Here is a 23,888-nt window from a genome sequence, read left to right as displayed (position 1 = left end):
GGCCGACGGCAGCAACGGCGGTTTGGCCAGCAACTACACGCTGACGGGCGGCACGCATAGCGCCGATATTTCAGCCGCCGGCTTGACCGTCAGCACCAGCGACGTCAGCAAGGCATACGACGGCGGCACCAGTGCGGCCGGCACCGCCACGCTGACCGGCGGTACGCTGTACGGCAGCGATAGTCTGAGTGGCGGCACATTCGCTTTCACCGACAAAAACGTCGGCAGCGGCAATAAAACGGTGAGCGTCAGCGGCGTGACGGTGAGCGACGGCAACAGCGGTGCCAACTATTCGATCAGTTACGCCAATAACACCAGCAGCACCATCACGCCGTTCGTGGTCAGCCTGACCGGCAACCGGGCCTATAACGGTTCGAGCAACGTGGCGGCGGGCATATTCTCGACCGGCAGCTTGGTTGGCAGCGAAACCCTGAGTGTGAGCGGCACCGGCACGGTCGCCGATAAAAACGTCGGCACCGGCAAAGCGGTGACCTTGGGGACTTTGGCCCTGGCCGACGGCAGCAACGGCGGTTTGGCCAGCAACTACACGCTGACGGGCGGCACGCATGCTGCCGATATTACGGCCTACGTCGTCGACCTGACCGGCAGTCGCACTTACGACGGCACCACCGCCATCACTGCCGCTAGTTTGGCGACCTCTACCCTGGTCGGTAGCGAAACCCTGGGCCTGAGCGGTGCCGGAACGGTCGCCGATAAAAATGTCGGCACCGGTAAAACGCTTTCGCTAGGCTCTTTGGCCTTGAATGATGGCGGCAACGGCGGTCTGGCCAGCAATTACACCTTGGTTGGCGGTACGCTTAGTGCCGATATTACGGCTTACACAGTCAGTTTGACAGGCAATCGCAGCTACGACGGCAGTGCCGATGTGGCTGCCAATATTTTTGCCATGAGTGCGCTGCTTGGAACCGAAACCTTGAACCTAAGCGGTACCGGTACGGTAGCGGATAAACACGTAGGGGTCGGTAAATCCGTGACGCTGGGCAGCCTAGCGCTGGCCGACGGCAGCAACGGCGGTTTGGCTAGCAATTACACGCTGACGGGCGGCACACATAACGCGACCCTCACTACGGCAAGTTTGACCGTCAGCACTGGAAACGTCAGTAAAACCTACGATGGCAATACGTCGGTGATAGGCGCCGCCATGGTCTCAAGCGGCACACTCTATGGTAGCGACAGCCTGATTGGCGGCACGTTTGCCTTCACCGATAAAAATGTCGGTATCGGCACTAAGACCGTCACGGTTGCCGGGGTCACCGTGAACGATGGCAATGCCGGCAATAATTATTCGGTGTCCTATCTGAACAACACAACCAGCACTATCAGCCCGTTTGTTGTGAACCTGAGTGGCGGCAGGAGCTATGACGGCACCACAGCCGTCGCCGCCACGGATTTGCACATCGGAAGTCTGGTCGGTAGCGAGACTTTAACCCTATCAGGTGCGGGCTCCATCGCTGATAAAAACGTTGGCATCGGCAAAAGCGTGAGCTTAGGCTCTTTGACCTTGGCCGACGGCAGCAACGGCGGCTTGGCCAGCAATTACACCTTGATAGGAGGAGATCTTAGAGCGGACATCAGCCAAGCCAATTTGGTTTTGACCACCAGCGACATCATCAAAACGTACGACGGCACCACGTCCGCCTCGGGCACGCCAATCGTCAAAGCCGGCAGCGCTAGCCAACTGTTCGGCTCGGACAGTTTATCCGGCGGTGTGTACACGTTCATTGATAAGAATGCCAGCGGCGGTAGCACTGTGAGAGTTAGCGGTATTAGCGTTTCCGACGGCAATGGTGGCAACAACTACGCAATCAGTTACAGCGATAACACGACCAGCACAATTTTGCCTTACGTCATCCATTTAACCGGTTCGAGGGCATTCGACGGCAGTAACCTTGTGAATGCTAATGTATTCAATTTAGGCACTTTGGTTGGCAATGAAACTCTGCTGCTGAGCGGGGCTGGCCAAATGTTAGATAGTAGCGCCGGTATCGATAAACCGGTCGATCTTGGAACCTTGGCCTTGAGCGACGGCGGAAATGGCGGCTTGGCCGGCAATTACACGCTAGCCGGCGGCAATCCAGTCGTCACCATCCTACAAAGCTCCGCCGGCAATACGCCAACCGATACCGTCGACGCCGGTACCGTAGTACCGGACAGCGGCGGAAACGGCGGCGTGGGCAACAACGGTTCCAACAGCGGCGCCAAAACCGGCGGCTTGGCGCTTTCTGCGTTACGCGGTGCCGATAGCAACCGGACCGTACAATTTAATATCGCCGACTCGGGGATCAATGGCGGTGGTAGTAGCGCTACCGGCTTGACGACGGGTGGTACCGGGCCGTCGCAATCAGGCAATACCGTGCATTTATTGGCGTCCCAAACCTTGGTGGCGGGAGGGCAGATGCAGATCGTTGCCAACGTTGAGGTTAATGATTATTCAAGTGGCTTCAGTTTTGCGCTGCCTGCCGGAGCACTGCCTGCAACGGCCGGAGACAGCACGGTCTCGGCGAAAATGGGTAACGGCGAGCCGTTACCGGCTTGGCTGAGTTTTAATAGTCAGTCGTTAAGCTTCAGTACCGACAGCGCCGGTGCGGCGCAGTTACCGCTGCAAGTCGTAATCACTCAGACCAGCGCGAGCGGCCAACAAAAATCGATTGTGGTGACTATCGAAAAACAAGACCAAGCAATCTGAATCTGCGGCGATAAAAGCTGATCGACCGGGCGAACCTTTGCTCTGTTTAACCGCGTCGGCTTCGCGATGCACTTACCTTTTCGCTCCTTTCGACAGTTGCCGGCAGCAGGCTAAATGAAGTTTCCCCGGATCAATTCGGGGTTTATTCCCGATGAACGCTGGCGGTGCGCCCGGATAATACCGGGTTTTTCACCACCCTTCGGGATTGCTTATGCGACACATCATGCTTTCATTCAGCTTTTTGCTCCTTTCCTGGCAAGTTCACGCTCACGGCCCGACGCCGCAAAAAGCCAAGGAGTCTGTGACCATCCAAGCGCCTATCGCCAAGGTATGGGCAGAGCTGAAAAATTTCGACGACATTGCCAATTGGCATAGCGACTTGAAAAAGAGTGCGGGTGACCGCAAGAATCAGTCCGGTGGTTTACGCACGTTAACCTTTCAAAACGACGAAACCCTCACTGAAGAATTGGATTATTACAACGAAGCCGAACACGAATACAGCTACCGGCTGAAAACCGAAAACACCAAAGCGCTTCCAACCAGTTCGCACACGGTGGATGTGAAAGTCGCGGCAGGTGAGACCGCCGACAGCAGCGTGGTCACCATCAAAAGCCGCTTCTACCGCGGTGATACCGGCAACACGCCACCGGAGAATTTGAGTGACGAAGCGGCGGTTAAAGCGATGACCCAGTTTTTCAAGAACGGCTTGAACGGCTTGAAGGCCAAGCTGGAGAAGTAAGTTTTATGTCGTCATTCCTGCTTACGTGGGAGTGACAGAGCCAGGGACCTTTGTATGTGAATTTCAATCGTCTCCTGTAGTGAGCGGAGTCAACCCACAAAAAAATCGCCCCTTGCGGGGCGATCTGTTGTCTGAGGTTTTACGGATTGGGTCCGTTGTGGCAGCTAAAACAACTCACTTGATAACCCGCCGGCCAATTCTTAATACCAAACTCATCGGCATCAATGGTTTTCGCAACCTTTACCGCACTCAAGGGAGTGCCGGCGCTGGTCGTACCGTGGCAATAGCTACAGCTTGGCGTAGTGGCTGTGCCGTTTTTATTGGCGTCTTCGTGTTGCTTAACCCAGGCGTCACCGGTGGTATGCATGCCGTGCGGGCCGCCGTTTACCGTATTCGGCACCGTGGTATGGCAAGCCTTACATTCGGCTACCGTACCGGCGTGTCCTTGCACGGCGATGCTTTGCAGGTTTTCGTCAGCATGTGTGGAGGGATACTCCGCGTGTGTCGCACCGTGACAAGCCTCGCATTGCAAGCCGCCGTGTCCTTTACTGAAGCGGTACAAGTTCAATCCGGGAACCGGCGTATTGGCATTGGTGGCAAAGGTATGATCTGTTGGCACAATCGCTTTACCGGTGGCGTCGATGCCTGAAATCGCGCGTTTGCCGGGCGCGGCGCTATTGTGGCAAGACTCGCAGGTCGGCTCGTTGAACCAGCCTTGCCGAGTGGCACTACCGACCGCTTTCATATTGCCGTGACAGCTTTGGCAACTGATAGACGGGTCGCCGCTGGCGTCGGTGGCGGTGGACATTGCTCCGCGCAGACATTGCGTTACCGATCCCGGATGACATTGGTAACAAGCGCTGCGGTTGTCCAGACTATCCAGGGTTAACTGGGTGGCAGGGTCTTTTACATCGGCATGTTTTAAATGCAAGGACTGGGTGAATGGCGCAATGCCGGTCATGCCGCCCATCACCGTGGTCTTGTTTTCCTTATCGAAATAGGCATTGCTGGCATGGCACGCCACGCAAAGAACCGGTTGCCCAGCATCGGCCGTCGCCAGTAAGCCTGTTGATTTGTAACCTTTGCTATTCAATGTGGTCAGCGCATCCTTGAATAATGGATTGGCGGCCTGTTTTTCATCATGCAGACGCAGAATGTTACGCTTCCAGTCTTTGTCAGGGTCGGCATCGAACACCCAGCCCGTCACCGGTTTGGCGGCAGTTTGTGCGGCATTGTTATTGGTGTCAGTGGATGCGTGGCAGCCTTTGCAAGTCATCTCGTCGCTGACCGGCAACACGGTGGTGGCGCTAGCCAGAACCTTACCGCTCAGCGCATCCTTAGCCACGACCTTAACGGTGGGATAGAAGTTCTTGTTACCTTTGTCGTCGAAGGGCGTCACCGGAATACCCTCGGCCTCGAACCAGCCGAACGCTGTGTTGTAGGTCATCGGCGCGGGTGTTAGGGATGGCGTTTTATTGCCGGGCATGGGGTTTCCGCTGGCGAGTCCATCCAGGTTAACCCCGACATCCGGTGCCGGATTCAAGCCTACCAACTCACCGACCCAAGACCAGAAATTGGTTTTGTTGGCGCTGCTGGTATTGATAGAGCCGCTACTGTCGACGACCGCTTCATAAGTCAGCAACACGTTGCTGCTGACCAGCTTGCCGTTTTTGTCTTTCAATTGCGCATGCAAAGTGTTGTAGGGCGGCAAGATGGCGAACACGGAAAAATCCAGGCCGTCCATGCAATGCATGCCTAAGTCGTTCCAGGCGAGCAGGGTGTATTCGCCGACAGCCGTGGTATTTAAGACCGTCACCGCGACCGTTTTGGACGTCTTGCTGTCGCGGATGGTCACCGTGGCCGAGCCGGCTTTAAGACCTTTTATGGTAGCGATATTATTGGCATAGCCGACGCTGGCAATTGAGTTGTCCGACGATTGAACGTTTACTGTGCCGGAGGCGTTAGTGACCGTGACGGTGGCAGTGCCGCCCACGTTGACCGCCAATACGGCCGGCGAAATCGTCAAGACGGGAGAAGGGGCGCTGATGACTTTGACTTCCACACGCTTCGAGCTCTTACGATCTTTTACCGTGACCGTCGCCGAACCGGCTTTTACACCCTTGATGCTAGCGATACCGCTGGCGTAAGTGACTGTTGCCACACTGGTATTACTGGATTTTACACTGATGCTTCCGGATGATTTTGTGACCGCAATCTTGGCTAGTTCATCCACGACGATTTCGACGGAATTAGGTTTGAGTTCAAGCGCCTGGACGCTACTAAATTCGCATACACCCAGAAAAATCAGCAAAAACTGAAATATAAATAGACGTGCATTCATAATATCTCCCATGAATACGTTTTGATCGGATGGGTAATCGTTAATGAATTGCCCATATGAATGGAAGCAAACGGCCAACATCCGATACCGCGTCGCTTCTCGATGATGCTTTATTACTTTTTTTAATAAGGTTATTCAGTCGGCACAATAACCATTCAACATGAATTGAAGATGAAAATATAATGAAGTAATGATTAAGACTGGCGCAGCTTTTAGACCCGGAAGGCTTGAATCGGGCGTCTTGAGCCAGTTGCTTGGGAGAGGGATTTGCAGGCTTACAACCGGGAGTTCCGGTCGCAAGCGCCCATTAACAGCGTTGTTAACCTGGTTAGCTCTGAGTCTATCGAAGCGCACACCGCTCGCTCAGTCCGAACGGCATGCCAGGGATAAATAGGGTCTGGTTAATAGGGAAGGGTGTGTTCCGCGCTAGCTGTGCTCATACAGTTCGCTGCCGGTATTGATAATACCTTGGCGACCAGCCAGCAGTGTCAATTCCGACATGGTTTTGACGTTTAATTTTTCTTTGATCGCCGTACTGTGGTTGCAGACGGTTTTGTAGCTCAAACATAATTTTTCCGCTGCTTGACGGGTACTCAAACCATTGGCCAGCAGGCAAAAAATGTCGAATTCGCGCGGCGACAGCGATTTAACTTTATATGCCTCATCCTGGCCGATAGCCATATTCACCGCCAATTGCTGTGCCAAAGCGGGTTCGATATACGTGCCGCCTTCCGCCAGCGTGCAAACTGCGGTCACCAGCGTGTCCGGCTCATTATTTTTGGTGATGTAACCTTTGGCGCCGGCCTTGATCGCGCGGGTGACGTAGACCAGTTCGTTATGAATCGAAAATACCAATATCTTGCAACTGGGGTAGCGGACCAATAGGCGCCGCACCGATTCCAAACCGCCCAGACCGGGCATGGATAAATCCATCACTACCACATCAGGCGTCTGCTTGTCATATACCTGGCAAGCGGTCTCGCCCCTATCGGCTTCATAGACGGCGCCTATTCGTTCAGACAAGGATAAATAAGTCTTGTAACCGGCTCTGACCACTGCATGGTCGTCTACTAATAAAACGCTGATTTTATTCGCCACTAACTACGTGTCCTGATTGGTTTTTGGTGTGGATGAGCAAGACACGCCCGCGGCAAAACCGGTGTTATCCCTAGCTGGCGCTTCTTGCCCCGCCATGATGCCGATTTTTATGCCGGGAAACCATGGGAGCTTTTCCCGTTTTGCCGCGGCGTGCGGCTGCGTGCGACCGGGAAAACTTCCAGGACTTTTTTCGCGGAATTCCCAGGCTATTTATGGATTATTCCGTAACGCCCGATAGGCCGCCTTCTTTACCATTTGCGCCAGCATGGCCCGGTAGGTCTAAGTCAATATTGTGTGCGACTTGATTGAGATTGCTGATGTGAAAAGTGAAGGAGATTTCTGCCGCAAAGCAAAATCTCGCGTCACGGATGGACGCCAAAATTAAGCGCAGCGTGTGATTGATTTTGCCCGGAAATGCCGATGGCGTTATCCGCTTTTAACGGAAGGCTCCCCTAACCAACCGATTTGCCGGGCCATGCAACCTAATAAACAACATAGGAGGATTCATGCAAATTTCACGGTTTGCCAAGCAGGTATCGACCACGGCCTTAGTCACGGCTGCGGCCTTGGCCGTGTCGTCATCGGCGCAAGCGAATAAAGAACTGGAACAACTAGCCAAGCAAAACACCAACTGGGTGATGCAGACCAAGGATTACGGTTCGACGCATTTCAGCGAAATGATCGACATCAACGCCAACAACGTCAAAAATCTGAAAGTGGCGTGGTCGTTTTCCACCGGTGTCTTGAACGGCCACGAAGGTGGACCTCTGGTTGTTGATGGCATTATGTACGTCCACACGCCGTATCCTAACAACGTATTTGCCATCAGCTTGGACGAGCCGGACAAAATTTTGTGGCAGTTCAAGCCCAAGCAAAATCCGGCGGCTCGCGCGGTAGCCTGCTGTGACGTGGTTAATCGGGGCTTGGCCTATGCACCGGCCGGCAAAGATTATCCGGCTACCATTTTCTTGAACCAGCTGGATGGCCATGTGGTGGCGATTAACGCCAAGACCGGCGAAGTACTGTGGAAAATGGAAAACTCCGACATCGCCATGGGTTCGACGTTGACCGTCGCACCGTTCGTGGTGAAGGATAAAGTCATCGTCGGCACCTCCGGTGCAGAGTTGGGGGTGCGTGGTTACGCCACCGCTTACAACATCAAAGATGGTAAGCAAGCCTGGCGCGTTTACGCCACCGGTCCGGATGAAGACATCAAATTATCCAAAGACTTCAACAGCGCCAATCCGCATTACGGTCAGTTCGGTTTGGGTCTGAAAACCTGGGAAGGCGATGCCTGGAAAATCGGCGGCGGCACCAACTGGGGTTGGTATGCCTATGACAGCGACCTGGAAATGCTCTACTACGGTTCCGGCAACCCGGCGCCGTGGAATGAAACCATGCGTCCCGGTGACAACAAATGGACCATGACCATCTGGGGCCGCGACGTCAATACCGGTGAAGCCAAATTCGGCTACCAAAAAACCCCGCATGACGAATGGGACTACGCCGGTGTTAACTACATGGGTCTGTCCGAGCAAATGGTCGACGGCAAAATGACCAAACTGCTGACGCACCCGGACCGTAACGGCTTGGTGTATACCTTGAACCGCGAAAACGGCAGCTTGGTCAATGCTTTCAAAATCGACGACACCGTCAACTGGGTGAAAAAAGTCGATCTGAAAACCGGTCTACCGATCCGCGATCCGGAATATTCGACACACATGGACCACCAAGCCACCGGTATCTGCCCGTCGGCCATGGGTTACCACAACCAAGGTATCGAGTCTTACGATCCGAACAAAAAGCTGTTCTTCATGGGCACCAACCATATCTGCATGGACTGGGAACCGTTCATGCTGCCTTACCGTGCCGGCCAGTTCTTCGTCGGCGCGACCTTGAACATGTATCCGGGTCCGAAAGGCACTTTGGGTCAAGTCAAAGCCATGAATGCCGTCACCGGCAAAATGGAATGGGAAGTTCAGGAGAAGTTTGCGGTCTGGGGCGGTACCACAGCCACAGCCGGCGACTTGGTGTTCTACGGCACTTTGGACGGCTATATCAAAGCCCGTCATTCCAAAACCGGCGAAGAGCTGTGGAAGTTCAAACTGCCTTCAGGCGTCATCGGCCACCCGATTACCTATAAACACAACAACAAGCAGTATGTGGCGATTTATTACGGTGTCGGCGGCTGGCCTGGCGTAGGTCTGGTATTCGACTTGGCCGATCCGACTGCCGGTCTGGGTGCAGTGGGCGCGTTTAAAGAGTTGGCGCACTACACCCAAATGGGTGGCGGCGTGATGGTGTTCGCGTTGTAGAAAGCTTTCCTGGTTCCCACGCGCTGCGCGGGAATTCAGGTTAACCGCGCTGCGGTGGCGATGATCTGCCGCAGCGCGGCTACTAAGGCGTTCCCGCGCAGCGCGTGGGAACGAGGCAACGAGTCTACTTAATTCCTTAAATCACTATGAAAACAAGCACACGCATTGTGGCTGCGTTGGCATTGGGCTTTGGTTTTTCCACAGTTCAAGCCGAACAGCCGGTTTTAAAAGTCTGCACGGCTGAAAACGAAATGCCTTACTCCAATAAAAACGGCGAAGGCTTTGAAAACAAATTGGCGCAGTATGTGGCCGAACAACTGGGCCGCAAATTGGAAACCGTCAGCTGGACCGACCCGCGCTACTTTATCCGCGATTACCTGGATAAAGGCTTGTGCGACGTGGTAATGGGCGTCGATGCCGGCGACCCGCGTTTGTTGACCACGGCACCTTACTACCGGTCCGGCTACGTGTTTATCAGCCGCGAAAAAGACGGGTTGGACTTGCAGAACTGGGATAGCCCGGCCTTAAAGCAAGCCCAGCGGATTGCTTTCGCACCGGGCTCTCCGGCCGAAACCATGCTGCGGGCCATCGGCCGTTACAACGATATGTTCAATTACCAACAAGAGTTGGCCGGATTCAAGTCCAAGCGTAACCAGTACGTCAAGTACGACAACGACAAGCTGGTCAACGAAGTGGCTTCCGGCAAAGCGGAAATTGCCATCTTGTGGGGGCCGGCGGCGGCCCGCTATGTGAAGGCATCGGCCACGCCGCTGACGATGACGGTTATTCCGGACAATGCTAAGCGTGCCGACGGCGAGAAGGTAGGTTTCCACTACAGCACCTCCATCGGCGTGCGTAAGGACGACAGCGCTTTGCTGGCGCAATTGAACAAAATCATCAAAGACGGGCAGGACAATATCGAAGAGTTGCTGGAAGCGGAAGGCATTCCGTTGCTGGAACAACCCGAAACTGCCGTGTCCATGAACTAAACAGGAAACCTTGAATGAAATTGAAAACATTTTTGACTGGCGCCGTGCTGTCGATGTCAGCGGTGGCGGCAAGTACTGTCCAGGCCGACATCACCTTGCGCCATGCCTTGACCGGTGAAGCGCTGGATTTGAGTTTTGCCAAAAAAGGCGGCAACACCGACAAATTCAAGCAATTCATGCAAACCGGCAAAAACCCTTACAACGGCGATGCCGAAGCGGCAAAAAAAGGCGAGAGTCTTTACATGACGGGTTGCTCGGGCTGCCACGGCCATGAAGCCGAAGGCAAACTCGGCCCCGGTCTGGCCGACGACTACTGGACTTATCCGCGCGGCCTGACCGACCAGGGCTTGTTCGAAATCCTGTTCGGCGGCGCCAATGGCATGATGGGCCCGCAATACGTCAACTTCAGCACCGACGACATGCTGCACATCATGTCTTTCTTACGCAGCATTTACAAAGGCGATCCGAAGAAAGCCGAGTGGTTGAAGTGAAGCCACGTTTTGACTCGTTCTCGCGCGTCGCGTACCCAAGGGCATAAATGGTAATGGCGATTTTGCCGCAGCGCGTGGGAACGAGTAAGAGCTAAAGCAAATTTAAATTTAATATATCAGGAGATCAACATGAACAAATTAGTAATGTTAGGCGCGGTCCTGCTGGCTTTTGGCCTGTCCGGCGCAGCAAAAGCCTACGACGGCACCAAATGCAAAGAAGCCGGCAACTGCTGGGAACCGAAACCGGGTTATCCGGCGCAAGTGGCGGGTAGCAAATACGACCCGAAACACGATCCTAACGAGCTGAACAAACAAGCCCAGTCGATCAAGGAAATGGAAGCCCGCAACGCCAAACGTACTGAATTGCTGGCGAAAACCGGCAAGTTCGTTTACGACGTCGAAGGCCAATAAGCAACGGGTGGGTCGGGATGCGCAGTGCGCATCCCGACAGTGACCACGAGGATAGAACCCTTAGGACGCCGCCAGGGATGGCGGTAACTAATGATGCGGAGGGAATCGAAGATTATTCTGCCGAAGCGAAGACCAGGGAATGCCCAAGGCAACGGCGCGCTCAACCCATGCAAGCTGTTTAAGAACTTCGCGAGTGCAGTAGCCTTTAAACAGCTTCTAAACGAAACCTCACGGCTCCGGGCCGTTGCTATGCCGGTTAGATCAGGACAGCCCGTTTTCAGCGGCGCGTATGTCTGCAATTGGCGGCATGGCAACCCAGCACCGGAGTTCTTTTTGCGGTATTGGCTTTAATCAACAGCGCTCAATTAGCTATGACAAGCAAGCAAACCCTCAGCGACTGGCGCGCCAGTGCTTTGCAGTTGGAACAACAAATCAACCATGTCGTCGTCGGCCAGCAGGCGGCGGTACGCAATCTGCTGATAGCCGTATTCGCCCGCGGCCATGTGTTGCTGGAAGGCCAGGTCGGCGTCGGCAAAACCACCTTATTGCGTGCCATCGCCCAAGGGCTCGGTGGCCACTACCAGCGTATCGAAGGCACCATCGACTTAATGCCGGCCGACTTGATCTATTACACCTATTTAAATCAAGAAGGCCGGCCCTGCGTCGATCCCGGCCCTTTGCTGAAGCAGGGCGAAGAGCTGTCCGTGTTCTTTTTTAACGAGATCAACCGGGCCCGGCCGCAAGTGCATTCGCTGCTGTTGCGGGTGATGGCCGAGCGCAGTATCGGCGCGTTCAACCGCGAATACCGGATGCCGCACATTCAGGTATTTGCCGACCGCAATCGGGTGGAAAAAGAAGAAACCTTTGAATTGCCGGCGGCCGCTCGCGACCGGTTTTTCATGGAAATCAACATTACCGCACCCGGTGACGACAAGGTGTTGGACGATTTGCTGTTCAATCCGCGTTACCACGATGTCGATGCCTTGATCGGGGAAATGGCCGCCAGCCAAATACCTTATTACCAGCTCAACGACTGGGCGGCGGCGATTCAAGACAGCATCCAGCCCAGCGCCGCTTTGCGCCAATACGCCTTGGATTTATGGAAAGCCACCGCCGATCCCGGCGCATTCGGCATCGGTTTAGCCGATGTGGACATGGACAACCTGCTGCAGGCCGGTGCCAGTCCGCGCGGCATCAGCTACATGATACGTGCCGCCAAAGTCCGGGCCTGGCTGGAAAATCGCGACAGCCTGTTACCGGAAGATTTGCAGGCGGTGTTCGCCGTCACCATGTCGCACCGGATATTCCTGAACCCGATGTACAGCTATCGCCAAGACGACATTATTCCCACCTTGATAGACAGCATACTCAACCAAATCGCCGCACCGTAACAGCCATGAACATTAAATCGATTCTGCACGCCATGCTGCCGCATGCCGGCCTTGGCCATTTATTAGACACCTATTTAACCTGGTCCGGCGTCGGCTTTATTTGCTCGTTTATCGCCAGTAGCTTGGATAAACATGCCGACGTCCCTTACGCCGCGTATTACACCAGCGCCTTGAACGACGCGGTGGGCTTTAAGTTCTGGATTTTATTGGCGGTGGTCGGCACTTTACTGTTTTGCCTAAGCCTGCCGGTGTTATATCTATCGCTGCATTTTCCCGCCTTGACGGAGTTCAGCCGGCGCTTGCGGCGGTTTACCTACACGTTTTTTTTGGTGGCCTTCGACGAGGGCGGATTGATGATAGGCATTTTGACCGCCAATTTTATCGATACCAGCGAGCGCATCTCGCTGCTGGCTAACAAATCGTTCTTGTTCAGCGATGTCGGTTTTTTCACGATCCTGGCTTTATGTCTGCTTAACTCCCTACTATGGCTGTTCGGCGAAGCCATCCATAGCCGCAATCCGCAAACTTACTCAGGCGTGGTGGCCTTATTGATGCGGGTGCCGCTCAAATTTTCCATTCCCGGCTACTTGGTTGTGACGGCCGTGCTGGCGAATTTGGTTGTCAGCCAATAAGGTAATCGCTAAAACGATGTCGGCCACGATAAAGCCTTTCCAATACCGCCTGCCACGCCCGGCAGTCGGTGTGTTTCCCGGCGCGCACCCCGGACAAATGGTCGGCAACGGCCAATTGTTCAAGCGTCATGACACCTTAATCGCCCGTCCGGACCCGAGACGCATCGATCTGCGGGCCAGCCTGCTCGACCCGTTCGGAAATTATCAAGTGCGGGTGCAGCAACAACACAGTGCTATCGACGTGTATTTGCTGGCCGATTTGTCTGCTTCCATGCGTTTCGGCGGCAATAACGACAAGCGCCGTGTAATGGCCGATATGCTGTTATCGATTGCCGCATCGGCCTTGGAATACGGCGACAACATCGGGTTTATTGCGGCTAACCAGCAGGTGCTCACCGACTGTTATTTGCCGGCCGGTAAACACCTAGGCCGGATTCAAGCGACGGCAAAACGCCTGGAAACACTCGACCTGCAACCCGGTTCGGCCGGTTTGCAGCAAGCGCAACGCTATTTACCCAAGCATAGGGCCTTGGTGTTTCTGGCGTCGGATTTTCATTTTCCGTTGCCGCAGCTGCAAGCCATTTTACAGAACTTGCGTCGCCACGACCTGATACCGCTGGTGCTGTGGGACCCAGCCGAATACAGCCGCTTACCGGATTGGGGGTTGTTTCAACTCCAGGATCTGGAAACCGGCAAGCGCCGCACGCTGTGGCTGCGTCCCGGTTTGAAGCGCAAGATAGAACAGGCATTTGCCCAGCGCCGGGAGCAATTGCAACAGCAGTTTCGGGCCTCGGGCTGTGAGCCGCTGTTTATCGACAACGGCTACCGCGCCGAGCAGCTGGGGCAATATTTTTTAAGGAGAGCAGGGTGACGTTGGCGGCAAAGCGGCTTGGTTGTGCTTGGGTATGGGTATGCGTCACGCTGCTGGCGGCGTGCTCCGGCACGTCTAACCAAGCACTCCGCGACTTTCAACTGCAAACGCCGCGGCCGTTCGGCTATGTGATCGGCGATACCATCCTGCAGCGGATTGTGCTGGAAACGCGCGCCGGCATGCTCTTGGAGCGCAACAGTCTGCCGGCGCCGGGCCGCTTGAATCGCTGGCTGCAACTGAACGCGGTGACTGTGCAGGAAACGGCCGGCAATGACGGCAAGCGCTATCAAATCGACCTGCAATATCAGCAATTTTACGCACCGCTGGAAGTGAAAGCCTTGAGCATACCCGGTTTTACCTTGCGCTTTCAGCAGCACGGGCAAACTCTGGAACAGCCGGTCGCGGCCTGGACCTTCACGACCGCGCCATTGCGGGAGTTGGTGGTCAGGCAGGATGAACACGGCGAATACATGCGCCCGGACCAAGCGCCGAGCTTGTTGGATGACGCGGCAATTGTCCGGCGCTTATGCGTGTCGCTGACGGTGGCGCTGGGCATCGCTTTGCGTTTGGCTTGGCTTTACGGTTATTTACCGGGACTACCGAAACGCAGCGTATTCAAGCGCGCGCAGCGTCAGTTGCAAAACCTTGGCCTTCAACAATTACCGCAAGCACTTGCCGCAGTGCATACGGCGTTTAACGGTCTTCACGGTAAGCCGGTGTTTTTGCACAAATTGGCCGAGTTTTATCAGGGCCACCCGGAATATCGCAGCATCGCTGACGAATTGACTTGGTTTTTCGATTATTCCAATCGTTACTTTTTCGGTGACGCTTCGATAATGCCGCAAGAACACGATCTGCAAAAACTCAAAACCCTGTGCCTGCATTGCCGGGAAATCGAGCGAGGCAGCCGATGAATTTGGGCTTTGAGTATCCTTGGGTCTTGCTCGGTTTGGGCTTATGCCTGTTGCCGATGTGGAGAATGGGAGTGGTCGCCAACCCCTATCCCTGGCTGGCGATATTGCCTGTCGACCCACTATCGCTGGCTATCAGCGCCTTGATCCGCTTGCTGGGCGTGCTGGCGATAGGCGGGTTGATTCTGGGCTTGGCCGGTGCCTATCAGCAAGAACAGCAAGTGGAGCGCATCGGCCACGGCGCACACATCGTCATGCTGTTGGATCGCAGTAACAGCATGGACAACACCTTCGCCGGCAAGACGCCGGAAACCCAAGGCGAGGAATCCAAAGCCAACGCCGCCCGCCGCTTGTTGAATCAGTTTGTCGATCAGCGAGCGCACGATTTGATCGGCATCGCCGAATACAGCACTTCGCCGCTATTCGTGCTGCCGCTCACTGAAAACAAAGCCGCCATTCATGCCGCGATAGACGCCACCGCCTTGCCGGCCTTGGCTTATACGAACGTCAGCAAGGGCTTGAGCATGGCTTTGGAGTTCTTCGATAGCCGGCCGGTGACCGGCTCGCGCATCGTGTTATTGGTGTCGGACGGCGCGGCGGTGATCGATCCGGACAGCGAGGTGGCCTTGCGCGAGTTGTTCAAACAACGCCAAGTCAGCTTGTATTGGGTATTCTTGCGCACCGCCAACAGCCCTGGCTTGTTTGAAGTGCCCGACGACCCGCGCGACGATAATGCTCAGGCCATGCCGGAACGGTATCTGCATCTGTTCTTTAACAGTCTGCATATTCCGTATCAAGCCTATGAAGCCGAAACGCCCGGTGCATTGCAGCAGGCCATTGACGACATCAACCGCTTGGAGAATCGGCCCCTGCATTATTTCGAGCGGATTCCGAAGCAGGATTTATCCACGCGCTGTTATGCCTGGGCGGCAGCAATGTTGCTGGGTTTGCTAGGCGTGAAACTCTGCGAGGCCAGACTGTGATCCGTAAGTTAAAACACTGGGCGCTGTGGGCCATATTGGCAGCAGCTTTATTAGTAACTCTGACGCAATTGCTGCAACTATATGGCCTAGCCGGCCAAAATCGGCTGATCGGCCAATTACTGGCCGATCAGGATGTCGGCGCAGACGAATTGGTAACTTCGGCGCCGGAAGTACGCATGGCCAGAGCGGTGTATCTCAGCCGGCACCAACGCTACGACGAAGCCTTGGCGACGCTGAACCTGTTATTGCAGCAAGCCGATGCCGAAGCGCAAGCGCAAACCCGTTATAACTTGGGCAATCTGTATCTGCGCCAAGCCATGGAGAAAGCCCAGGCCGGCAATGTCAACGAGGCGATGCCCTTGCTGGGTCTGGCCAAGCAAGCCTATCGGGAAGCATTAACGTTAGACAGCGGCTTTTGGGATGCCAAGTACAATCTGGAAGTGGCGATGCGGCTGTTGCCGGAGATGGACAGAATCAGCAGCGGCGACGAGCAGGACGATCTTAATCAACAGACCCAACTATGGACCACCTTGCCGGGCTTTCCGCGTGGCTTGCCCTAACTTGGCGCTTATCTTCCCGACCGATAATTTCGCTATATGACTATCGCCCCCAATCTTAGGGATTACCGTTTCTGGCTGCTGACCGCGGCCTTGCTGTCCTTGTCGGTAGTGTTTTTCCATCCGCAAACCAGCGCGCAAGTGTCACTGTACCGACTGGTGTTTGTTGTCGACATTACCCGCAGCATGAACACCGAAGACTATCAGCTGGATAAACAGCCGGTCAGCCGCTTGCAGTTTGTCAAACAGGCGTTGCGCCAGGAGTTGTTGAAACTGCCTTGCGGTTCGCAAGTCGGTTTGGGCGTGTTTACCGAACGGCGCTCGACGCTGCTGTTCGAACCGATAGACGTGTGTTCGGGATTTGCCGAGATAGACGCGGCGATTGCGGCGCTGGATTGGCGCATGGCCTGGGCCGCCGACAGCCGCATCGCCAGTGGCTTGCTGAGTACGCTGGAGCTGTTAAAAGACAAAGACCAAACCCTGGTGTTTCTCAGCGACGGCCAGGAGGCACCCCCGCCCAATCGGCGTTACAAACCCGATCTGTCGCCAGTTAAAGATAAGGTAAAAGGTGTGATCGTCGGCGTCGGCGGCGATCAACTTGCCCCCATCCCAAAGTTCGACGCCAAAGGCCAACGCCAGGGCTTTTACAAACCCGAAGACGTGCCGCATCGTTCGTCCTTTGGTGAATCGGATCTAAATCCCGAGAAGATCCAGGGCTACAACGCCCGTAACGCACCTTTCGGCAGCGAGGCGGCAACCGGCGACGAGCATATGAGCCGGCTGCACGAAAGCTATCTCCGCCAGCTGGCTGCTGAGAGTGGTTTACAGTATCGACGCCTGAGCGATACCGACAGTCTGGATCAAGCGCTGCAACAAGCCGAGTTTGCCAAGCCTGGCACGCACACCGTCGATAGCAGCTGGCGCTATGCCGGTCTGGCTTTGTTGTTTCTGGTGATGGTGTATCTAAAGTAGCTCAATCGCCCGCCACGGTATCCACCAACAAAATCCGCTCGCTATCTAGGCGTAAAGACAGGGTTTTACACAGCAAGCTGGTTTCAAAATCCATGTAGCGCTCGGAAGTGACGACCCGATTGCGGTCGCCGCAGTTTTCCAATGCCAGCAATTGAAAGAAATAAGGGCGCCAGGACCAGTTAAAACCGATTTTGCGCGGATCGGTGAACCATTGGTTTTCCTTGAAATTAAAATCCGGCGAAATCTGGTCGCCCTGGTTGTTGCACAAATAAAAACGAATCACGCCGCTATCGGTAAAGTTCCAGCTGACCAGTTCATTCAAGTTAAAGTCGTCCTGCAAGGTTTCGGCCAGCTTGTAAATCAAGGTTTTGGTGGTGTTGATGGCGCTGACTTTCTTTTGCACCTTAACCAGCGTGTTTTTCAAAAACTTAGTGCGCAATGAGGCGATGTGTTGTTCGTAAAGCTCGGCATGCTGAAAATCGGCTTCGGCTTTGGCAAACAAAAACCCCTGCATGAATTGCGCGCCGCAGTCCAAACTAAATAAAAACGCTTCGTCAGATTCCACGCCTTCGCAAATAATCCGGCAGCCGGTGCGTTTACCCAGCCGCGAGATCATATGAATGATGTCGCCGGCGATGCCGCCCTTGGTGGCCAGTTTGAACAGCCGCATGTCGATTTTGATGATGTCGGGTTGAATGGCGATCACCCGTTCCAGCTGCGAGGCGCCGGCGCCGAAATCGCCGATAGCCACACTCAAGCCGTGTTTGCGGTAGCGCTGTACGATTTGTTTTAACTTTTGCGGATCGACATGCGCATTGGAAATTTCCACGATGATGCGTCGCCGGTCGATATTCAACTCGTCCAACATCCGTAGCGTGGGCAGCGTGTTTAATTGGCGCAGATTTTCTATCCAGGCCGCGGAAATATTCAGCGCCAGATAGCTTTGCGTATCGGCCAATTCCGAGAACTTTTCCAGGGCTTGCCAGCGTACCTGCCTGTCCAGCTCGATACGGGTTTTGGCATCGACCTCGGCGGAAGAGAACAGGGCACCGGCGGAAACCACTTTGCCTTTGTCGTCGTATTGGCGGGCCAGGGCTTCGTAGCCGACGATTTTGCCGCTGGCCACCGAAATAATGGGTTGGAAATACGGAAATAACTGTGTTTTAGCTTGCATCGTCCCTTGGGCTATCAATTTAACTGGGTTTGGGTAAAAACTCCTTCAACTCCGCGACGCAGGAACCGCAACCGCTACCGGCGCTCAAACAGGCGCTGATGTCGGCGACGCTTTGCAGTTGCTGGGTTTGCACCGCGTGTCGGATAGTTTTTTCGCCCACATTGAAACACGAACAGACGATTCGGCCAATATCGGCTTCACCTTTTGGTGGCAGTCCGCTCAGCAAGCTCAGGCGCTCTGCTCGGCTCAACTCATTTTTAGCGAATAAACTGCCCAGCCAGCCAGGCTCGGGCAGTTCGCAATCCGGTCCGACGAACAAACAGGCTTGTAATTCGCGATCCGGTAAATAAGCGGTGCGGTAATAGCCGGCTTGTTGGTCGCTGTATTCCAGCCAGCAGTTATCATCATCAATATGTCTTGTGTCAGCGAGCAGCGCGCGGCTCCAGGCCCGCCAGTCCTTGGCGGGTTCGGTAGACGCTAACTCGTAACGAAAATAGCGGTCGCCGCGCACACTGACTTGATACTCGGCCCCGCCAATTTGCAAGGGACGGCGCGACAAAATAGTGGCATACCAACGTGCCGGGCAGGCATAGATTTTGGCCGGTGTTTGCTTGCTTTCCGGTTGCCCGGAATAGGGATCGACCACCGGATTGACCACGGCGCCCATGCGGCCGTGGCTGCTGAGTTGTTCGGTCCAGTGCATAGGTACGAACAGACTGCCGATTTGTTGCCCCGGATTGAGATCGACGCGGGCCAGCATACTGCCCCAACGGCTTTCTATCTGCGCCAGACTGCGCGCGCTTAAGCCGAGGCGTTCAGCGTCGGCGGGGTTTATCTCGACGAAAGGTTCCGGGCGGTGCGCGTTTAATTTGGCGGCCAGACTGGTGCGGGTCATCGTGTGCCATTGGTCGCGCAGGCGGCCGGTATTCAGCGTAAACGGATAATCGCTATCCGGCGCATTAACCGGCGGACGCGGGGTAATCGGGATGAAGCGGGCTTTACGATTGCTTGTGTAGTACTGGCCGTCAGTAAACATTCTGGCTATGCCTGCGGTTTGCTCGTTGGTGACCGGCCATTGCACCGGTTGCAGCGCGTCATAACCTTGCCCATCCAAGTGGACAAAGGCCGATAAATTAAAATCGCGTAACTGATGCTCGTCATCGTTTTCGAAGGCCGACAGCGCGGCGTGTTCACGAAAAATATCGGCGCTGGATTGGTAATTAAACGCATCGCTAAAACCCATGCGTTGCGCGACTTGGCTGATGATCCACCAGTCGTGTTTGGCTTCGCCGGAGGCCGGAAACAAGGGCCGTTGTCGAGAGATGCGCCGCTCCAGATTGGTGACGGTGCCGTCTTTCTCGCTCCAGCCGGTGGCCGGCAGCAGCACATGGGCTAACTTGGCGGTATCGGTGTTGGCGATGCAATCGGAAACCACCACCAATTCGCATTGCTGCAGAGCACGTTTCACTTTGTCGGCGTCGGGCATCGATACGACCGGATTGGTCGCCATGATCCATACGGCCTTGATTTGACCGGCGGCAATGGCGTCGAACATGGCCACGGCCTTCAAACCTTGTTTGTCGGCGACTTTGTCACTGCCCCAAAAGCGGCCGACTCTATCGACGTGTTCCGGGTTTTCCAGGTCCATATGCGCAGCCAAGGTGTTGGCTAAACCGCCCACTTCACGGCCGCCCATCGCGTTGGGTTGGCCGGTAAACGAGAACGGTCCCATACCCGGCTTGCCGATGCGGCCGCTGGCGAGGTGGCAGTTGATGATGGCGTTGCATTTATCCGAACCTGAGCTGGATTGGTTGATGCCTTGCGAATAGACCGTGACGGTTTTCTCGGTGCCGGCAAACCAGTCGAACAGTGTGGCGACTGCTTCGCTAGGCAAGCCACAGCCTGCGGCGACCTGCTCGATACTGCCGGCGGTTTTCACAGCTTCTTGCAATGCGGCCTCGAAACCTTCGGTATGCGTGTCTATATAAGTCTGATCGATCCGGCCGTTTTGCGCTAAATAAGCCAAAATGCCGTTGAACAATAGCGCATCCATGCCCGGTTTAACGGGCAGATGCAAATCGGCGATGTCGCAACTGGCCGTGCTGCGCGGATCGATCACCACGATTTTTAAATGGGGATTGGTTTCCTTAGCCTTGCGAATGCGTTGAAAGGCAATCGGGTGGCACCAGGCGGCATTGGAGCCGACCAGTAAAATCAATTCGGCCAGTTCCAGGTCTTCGTAATTGCAAGGCACGGTATCGGCGCCGAATGCGCGTTTGTAGCCCACTACCGCCGAGGACATGCACAAACGGGAATTGGTATCGATATTAGCGGTGCCGATGAAGCCTTTCATCAATTTGTTGGCGACGTAGTAATCCTCGGTCAGCAATTGGCCTGAGACATAAAACGCCACCGCTTCGGGGCCGTGCTGCGCAATAATGGTGTTAAAGCGTTCTGCGACATGATCTAAAGCTGACGCCCAATCGACTTGTTTCCCTTGAATGCTGGGATAAAGCAGGCGGTTTTCCAGCGACACGGTATCGCCCAGCGTCGCGCCTTTGGAGCAAAGTCTGCCGAAATTGGCTGGGTGCTTACTGTCGCCTTTGATGCTGACCCGGTGTGTCGCGTGGTCTTCTATCGTGGCTTCGATGCCGCAGCCGACGCCGCAATAAGGACAAGTGGTTTTGATGGTGTTCATGGGTAAAGGAATTTAAGCCGCGCGCGCGAGCGGGATTCTGCCGAACATCAAGCGGTCGCGGATCGCGGCAATCGGCGTGCTTTCTTTAACCAAATTCAGATACCAGGCACTGTCGCTGGTATCCCCGTACAAAATAACGCCGACGACGACGTCGCCGCGCAGGACGATTTTTTTATAGATGCCCAGGCCGTGGTCAATCAACTGCAAAATCTGGCATTCGCTGTCGCCTTCGAAATCGCCTACCGAGAATAAATCGATGCCTGTGACTTTCAGCATGGTGGCGGACGATAAGGTTTTAAATTGGCTGTCGACTTTACCCGCCAGTTGGTTGGGCGCAGACTTTGGCTTGTTCGTAGACCGGCGCGACCAAACCGAACAGTTCGCCCCGATGCTGCACGCATTCGCCGACCGAGAATATCGCCGGGTCGCTAGTCTGCATGCCGTCGTCGACTACGATGCCGTGCTGACACGCCAGGCCAATGCGTTTCGCCAGACTGATATTGGGTTTGATACCGGTGGACATGATCAGCATGTCGGCCGGTAAAACACTGCCGTTACTTAAAGTCACCGCGCTGATATGCCCGTCCTGACTGTCTATGCGTTGGATGGTGGTACCCAGATGAAATTGAATGCCTTTATCCGCCAATTGCCGTTGTAAAAACGCCGCAGCTTTACCATCCAATTGCCGGTTCAACAAATGGTCGGCACGGTTGATGACGCTGACTTGCATACCGCGTTGCAATAAGCCGTTGGCGGCTTCCAGACCCAGTAAACCGCCGCCCAGAATGACCGCATGGCGTTTGCTGGCGGATTTTTCGATCATGGTTTCCACGTCGGCGATGTCTCTAAAGCCCAATACGCCTTCGACGTCGCGGCCCGGTATGTCCAGCATCAGCGGCAAGGAACCGGTGGCGATCAACAGTTTGTCGTAAAACGCACAGGTGCCGTCGTGGGCGATGACACAGCGGCGTTCGCGATCCACATCGACAACCGCTTTGTCCGGTCCGCAATACAAGGTCACGCGGTTTTTTAGATACCAATCGAAATCGTGAATCATGATGTCGGCAACGCTTTTGGCGCCGAACAACACCGGTGTCAGCATGATGCGATTGTAGTTGCCGTGCGGCTCGGCGCCGAACACGGTAATGTCGTAGCGATCCGGTACGGTTTGAATCAATTCGTCAACGGTGCGCATGCCGGCCATGCCATTGCCTATCACTACCAATTTGAGTTTCATGATGTTGTCGGTACTATTTGCGAAGATCGTTGGGAAATCGGACGCAAACTGTGCAAAACAGTTTGCGCCGCTGTTGCCTAGAAGCTGACGTTGCCTTGCATCCAAATCACTTGGGTGTCCGGGAACGCCGGGTTATCACTGTTAAAGTTCGCGTACTTGGCTAACAGCGAGTAATGTTTGCCAAACTTTTTCAGGGCCTGAAAATCCCATTCCTTACCGTATTCAATTTTGCCGGTATCGTCTTTAAAGTCGTGATAGACGCCGGTAATGATCAAGCTGTCGTTCATCGCTTTGTAGCTGGCGGTGGCGAAGACGTCGCGGATACCATTAGCCGGTGTAGTCAAAAATAAATCCGCCCACCCCTGGAAAGCGTGATTGGTGCCCAGCGGGGTTTGGAAAGATTTGCCGGCTCCGTAGCCGTTTAGCTGCTCCACGGCACCTGATACGGTCAGGTTGTAAGCACTGGCCCCCGCCATCAGATTGAAGCGGTCGGCCTGGTAGTGGTTGGGGTTGTCGCCGTAGTCCGATTGTTTGCTCCATTCGGCCGTGTAGATGGCATTGACAGTGTCAAAAAACTGCGGCGATTTGCCGTCGAAGCGCAAGCCGTAGGTTTGCGAGGAGTTAGCGTAGTTAGCGCGTTCGCGGTAATCCAGCCAGTATCCATAACCGATCAGGTTGCCCCAGTCATTAATCTTGTAATTCAGGTTTAAAAACGGCGCGTTTATCGAATGCGTTTCGCCGAATATGTTTTGGATGTGGTCGATATAGCCGACGTTTGCTGTCAGCCCGAACAAGGTCTGATTATTGTGGGTGATCAGAATCGAATCATAGGTCATTTCCATCTGCCGCCAGCCGACGTTACCGATGAAGCGGTCGTCGTCCAATTTGATGCGTTGCCGGCCGACTTTGATCAGGGTGTCGGCGATGCCTTTGTAGCTGATCCAGAATTGATTCAGCTCGTTGCGGGCCGGATCGGCAATGACGGCATAGTTGCGGTCACGGTTCGAGGTAGTACCGCCGCGGTCGTAGTCGGCTTGCGCCGCGTAGAGGCCTTCCTTTTCCGCGTAACCTTGGAAATCGTGAAAAACCGGCGTCAGGAAACCCAGCCGCAGGCGCACCGTATTGGCGTTGGCGGTTTCCACCGGCTGGCCGCCCATATTGGCGGGTTTACGAACAGAGTTGTCTTTATCGACATTCTCCCAGCGGTAATTCAAATCCATTTTTACTGCGCCGTTGCTGCCGTAATGGTAGAAATTCAAGGCGTCTTCCACCTCTTTGGTAATGTCGGCGGCGGCCGGCAGGCTGAAGAAGGTGAGTGATAATAGTGTCGCCGGTAACGTGCCGGTTGGACGTTTGAGTGTTTGCGGCATA

The 23,888-nt window shown here is 54.9% G+C and carries 20 protein-coding genes; 13 read left to right on the top strand and 7 right to left on the bottom strand.

Translation table 11 applies throughout. The annotated features are described in order from the left end of the window. Positions 1-2,707 (top strand): YDG domain-containing protein (locus CWO84_RS24355; RefSeq protein ID WP_205800358.1); only part of this gene is annotated, 2,707 nt, incomplete at its 5' end. 211 nt (positions 2,708-2,918) lie between these two features. Further along, positions 2,919-3,446, top strand: coding sequence for an SRPBCC family protein (locus CWO84_RS08855; protein ID WP_033156194.1), 528 nt, complete (start codon positions 2,919-2,921; stop codon positions 3,444-3,446). 139 nt (positions 3,447-3,585) lie between these two features. Here CWO84_RS08855 and CWO84_RS08850 read toward each other — a convergent pair whose 3' ends face one another. Both CWO84_RS08850 and CWO84_RS08845 read right to left on the bottom strand, forming a co-directional pair. Beyond that, positions 3,586-5,787, bottom strand: coding sequence for a hypothetical protein (locus tag CWO84_RS08850; protein ID WP_101052348.1), 2,202 nt, complete (start codon positions 5,785-5,787; stop codon positions 3,586-3,588). 426 nt (positions 5,788-6,213) lie between these two features. Next, entirely contained in the window at positions 6,214-6,885 is a 672-nt protein-coding gene (locus CWO84_RS08845; RefSeq protein WP_033156196.1) for a response regulator transcription factor, read from the bottom strand. A 506-nt stretch (positions 6,886-7,391) separates the two neighbouring features. Here CWO84_RS08845 and CWO84_RS08840 point away from each other — a divergent pair. The 11 genes from CWO84_RS08840 to CWO84_RS08785 all read left to right on the top strand — a co-directional run bounded on the left by CWO84_RS08840 (position 7,392) and on the right by CWO84_RS08785 (position 17,408). Beyond that, entirely contained in the window at positions 7,392-9,200 is a 1,809-nt protein-coding gene (locus CWO84_RS08840; protein ID WP_033156197.1) for a methanol/ethanol family PQQ-dependent dehydrogenase, read from the top strand. Between the two features lie 146 nt (positions 9,201-9,346). After that, a complete protein-coding gene (gene moxJ, locus CWO84_RS08835) occupies positions 9,347-10,189 on the top strand; it encodes a methanol oxidation system protein MoxJ (protein WP_101052347.1) in 843 nt (280 codons plus the stop codon). A 14-nt stretch (positions 10,190-10,203) separates the two neighbouring features. Then, the gene (gene moxG / locus CWO84_RS08830; RefSeq protein ID WP_101052346.1) at positions 10,204-10,680 is read left to right on the top strand and encodes a cytochrome c(L), periplasmic; all 477 of its coding nucleotides are present in this window, start codon (positions 10,204-10,206) and stop codon (positions 10,678-10,680) included. A gap of 129 nt (positions 10,681-10,809) precedes the next feature. Then, on the top strand, positions 10,810-11,091 hold the full coding sequence (locus CWO84_RS08825; protein ID WP_101052345.1) for a methanol dehydrogenase [cytochrome c] subunit: 282 nt from the start codon (positions 10,810-10,812) through the stop codon (positions 11,089-11,091). A gap of 371 nt (positions 11,092-11,462) precedes the next feature. Further along, entirely contained in the window at positions 11,463-12,482 is a 1,020-nt protein-coding gene (locus CWO84_RS08815) for a MoxR family ATPase (protein WP_101052364.1), read from the top strand. A gap of 5 nt (positions 12,483-12,487) precedes the next feature. Beyond that, the gene (locus tag CWO84_RS08810) at positions 12,488-13,114 is read left to right on the top strand and encodes an MxaP protein (RefSeq protein ID WP_101052343.1); all 627 of its coding nucleotides are present in this window, start codon (positions 12,488-12,490) and stop codon (positions 13,112-13,114) included. Positions 13,115-13,130: 16 nt separating this feature from the next. Continuing rightward, positions 13,131-13,985, top strand: coding sequence for an MxaS protein (locus CWO84_RS08805; RefSeq protein WP_165786291.1), 855 nt, complete (start codon positions 13,131-13,133; stop codon positions 13,983-13,985). After that, positions 13,982-14,899 carry a nonribosomal peptide synthetase MxaA gene (locus CWO84_RS08800; RefSeq protein WP_101052341.1) on the top strand — a complete coding sequence of 306 codons (918 nt, stop codon included), beginning with the start codon at positions 13,982-13,984 and terminating at the stop codon, positions 14,897-14,899. Before CWO84_RS08805 ends, CWO84_RS08800 begins: the two co-directional genes overlap by 4 nt. Then, positions 14,896-15,879, top strand: coding sequence for a vWA domain-containing protein (locus tag CWO84_RS08795; RefSeq protein ID WP_101052340.1), 984 nt, complete (start codon positions 14,896-14,898; stop codon positions 15,877-15,879). Before CWO84_RS08800 ends, CWO84_RS08795 begins: the two co-directional genes overlap by 4 nt. Beyond that, entirely contained in the window at positions 15,876-16,439 is a 564-nt protein-coding gene (locus CWO84_RS08790; RefSeq protein ID WP_101052339.1) for an MxaK protein, read from the top strand. Before CWO84_RS08795 ends, CWO84_RS08790 begins: the two co-directional genes overlap by 4 nt. A gap of 36 nt (positions 16,440-16,475) precedes the next feature. Beyond that, positions 16,476-17,408 carry a vWA domain-containing protein gene (locus CWO84_RS08785; protein ID WP_101052338.1) on the top strand — a complete coding sequence of 311 codons (933 nt, stop codon included), beginning with the start codon at positions 16,476-16,478 and terminating at the stop codon, positions 17,406-17,408. 1 nt (position 17,409) lies between these two features. Here CWO84_RS08785 and CWO84_RS08780 read toward each other — a convergent pair whose 3' ends face one another. From CWO84_RS08780 to CWO84_RS08765, 5 genes are all read right to left on the bottom strand, one after another. Next, positions 17,410-18,582: an EAL domain-containing protein gene (locus CWO84_RS08780; RefSeq protein ID WP_101052337.1), complete on the bottom strand. Its 1,173-nt coding sequence runs from the start codon at positions 18,580-18,582 to the stop codon at positions 17,410-17,412. A 19-nt stretch (positions 18,583-18,601) separates the two neighbouring features. Beyond that, positions 18,602-21,280, bottom strand: coding sequence for a nitrate reductase (locus CWO84_RS08775; RefSeq protein ID WP_101052336.1), 2,679 nt, complete (start codon positions 21,278-21,280; stop codon positions 18,602-18,604). 12 nt (positions 21,281-21,292) lie between these two features. Further along, on the bottom strand, positions 21,293-21,556 hold the full coding sequence (locus CWO84_RS24895; protein ID WP_240618006.1) for a hypothetical protein: 264 nt from the start codon (positions 21,554-21,556) through the stop codon (positions 21,293-21,295). Between the two features lie 37 nt (positions 21,557-21,593). Next, positions 21,594-22,517, bottom strand: a complete 924-nt coding sequence (locus tag CWO84_RS08770) for an FAD-dependent oxidoreductase (RefSeq protein ID WP_240618005.1) — start codon at positions 22,515-22,517, stop codon at positions 21,594-21,596. Between the two features lie 77 nt (positions 22,518-22,594). Then, a complete protein-coding gene (locus CWO84_RS08765; RefSeq protein ID WP_101052335.1) occupies positions 22,595-23,887 on the bottom strand; it encodes an alginate export family protein in 1,293 nt (430 codons plus the stop codon). Between the last annotated feature and the right edge of the window lies 1 nt (position 23,888).

Source organism: Methylomonas sp. Kb3, assembly GCF_002834115.1.
Lineage (GTDB): Bacteria > Pseudomonadota > Gammaproteobacteria > Methylococcales > Methylomonadaceae > Methylomonas > Methylomonas defluvii.
This window is presented reverse-complemented; position numbering and strand designations above follow the sequence as displayed.

What these genes read in the sequence shown, in the direction of transcription:
- CWO84_RS08855 (WP_033156194.1), top strand. Translation starts at nt 2,919, where the DNA reads ATGCGACACATCATGCTTTCATTCAGCTTTTTGCTCCTTTCCTGGCAA.
- CWO84_RS08850 (WP_101052348.1), bottom strand. Translation starts at nt 5,787, where the DNA reads ATGAATGCACGTCTATTTATATTTCAGTTTTTGCTGATTTTTCTGGGT.
- CWO84_RS08840 (WP_033156197.1), top strand. Translation starts at nt 7,392, where the DNA reads ATGCAAATTTCACGGTTTGCCAAGCAGGTATCGACCACGGCCTTAGTC.
- moxJ (WP_101052347.1), top strand. Translation starts at nt 9,347, where the DNA reads ATGAAAACAAGCACACGCATTGTGGCTGCGTTGGCATTGGGCTTTGGT.
- moxG (WP_101052346.1), top strand. Translation starts at nt 10,204, where the DNA reads ATGAAATTGAAAACATTTTTGACTGGCGCCGTGCTGTCGATGTCAGCG.
- CWO84_RS08825 (WP_101052345.1), top strand. Translation starts at nt 10,810, where the DNA reads ATGAACAAATTAGTAATGTTAGGCGCGGTCCTGCTGGCTTTTGGCCTG.
- CWO84_RS08815 (WP_101052364.1), top strand. Translation starts at nt 11,463, where the DNA reads ATGACAAGCAAGCAAACCCTCAGCGACTGGCGCGCCAGTGCTTTGCAG.
- CWO84_RS08810 (WP_101052343.1), top strand. Translation starts at nt 12,488, where the DNA reads ATGAACATTAAATCGATTCTGCACGCCATGCTGCCGCATGCCGGCCTT.
- CWO84_RS08805 (WP_165786291.1), top strand. Translation starts at nt 13,131, where the DNA reads ATGTCGGCCACGATAAAGCCTTTCCAATACCGCCTGCCACGCCCGGCA.
- CWO84_RS08795 (WP_101052340.1), top strand. Translation starts at nt 14,896, where the DNA reads ATGAATTTGGGCTTTGAGTATCCTTGGGTCTTGCTCGGTTTGGGCTTA.
- CWO84_RS08785 (WP_101052338.1), top strand. Translation starts at nt 16,476, where the DNA reads ATGACTATCGCCCCCAATCTTAGGGATTACCGTTTCTGGCTGCTGACC.
- CWO84_RS08780 (WP_101052337.1), bottom strand. Translation starts at nt 18,582, where the DNA reads ATGCAAGCTAAAACACAGTTATTTCCGTATTTCCAACCCATTATTTCG.
- CWO84_RS08775 (WP_101052336.1), bottom strand. Translation starts at nt 21,280, where the DNA reads ATGAACACCATCAAAACCACTTGTCCTTATTGCGGCGTCGGCTGCGGC.
- CWO84_RS24895 (WP_240618006.1), bottom strand. Translation starts at nt 21,556, where the DNA reads ATGCTGAAAGTCACAGGCATCGATTTATTCTCGGTAGGCGATTTCGAA.
- CWO84_RS08770 (WP_240618005.1), bottom strand. Translation starts at nt 22,517, where the DNA reads ATGAAACTCAAATTGGTAGTGATAGGCAATGGCATGGCCGGCATGCGC.
- CWO84_RS08765 (WP_101052335.1), bottom strand. Translation starts at nt 23,887, where the DNA reads ATGCCGCAAACACTCAAACGTCCAACCGGCACGTTACCGGCGACACTA.